This window comes from Aminobacter sp. P4_D5, from assembly GCF_056401815.1.
Window position 1 is genome coordinate 1 of the sequence record NZ_JBFUIP010001359.1, and the last position, 526, is coordinate 526.

The following is a 526-nucleotide window of genomic DNA, read 5'->3' on the forward strand; positions in this document are numbered from 1 at the left end:
GATCTCGAGCGTGTATTCCTTGTAGGTCATGCCGAGCTCCTCAGCGCGGGCCAGTCGGCGCAGGGCGATTTCACGGGGCGGCGTCTTCCAGGCCTTCTTTTGTGCCTTGCGCCAGACATAGCTGCGCCAGGAGGCGTCGGGGTCGAGCGGCGGGCCGCCATTGTGGCCCAGTGCGGGCGGCTTGCTCGAATCCATGGCCATGCCGCGAGGGTTCCATTAAAGTGGTCCTATGTCCACTATCCTGGATGATCCTTTGCTGACTCTTCTCGCCGGCCGGATCCGGCGGGAGCGTGAGGCGCGCGGGTGGGCCATCGCAGAGCTTGCCACAGCCTCCGGCGTCTCGCGCGCCATGATCAGCAAGGTCGAGCGGGGCGAGGCCAGCCCGACGGCGGCGCTGCTCGGCCGGCTCTCGGGCGCGTTCGGGCTGACGGTCTCGACGCTGCTGGCGAGGGCCGAATCGGATGGCGGCGCCGGGCGCCTCGCGCGGGCGGCGGAGCAAGAGGTCTGGACCGACCCGGAGACGGGC

The 526-nt window shown here is 69.6% G+C and carries 1 protein-coding gene and 1 pseudogene; one reads left to right on the forward strand and one right to left on the reverse strand.

The window, feature by feature from the left end:
* Positions 1 to 201: pseudogene (locus tag AC1DWF_RS38390) on the reverse strand (hypothetical protein); the annotation flags it as partial.
* Between the two features lie 52 nt (positions 202 to 253).
* Between AC1DWF_RS38390 and AC1DWF_RS38395 the strand changes: the two are divergent.
* The coding region (locus AC1DWF_RS38395) for a helix-turn-helix domain-containing protein (protein ID WP_476843638.1) at positions 254 to 526 on the forward strand (273 nt) is incomplete at its 3' end.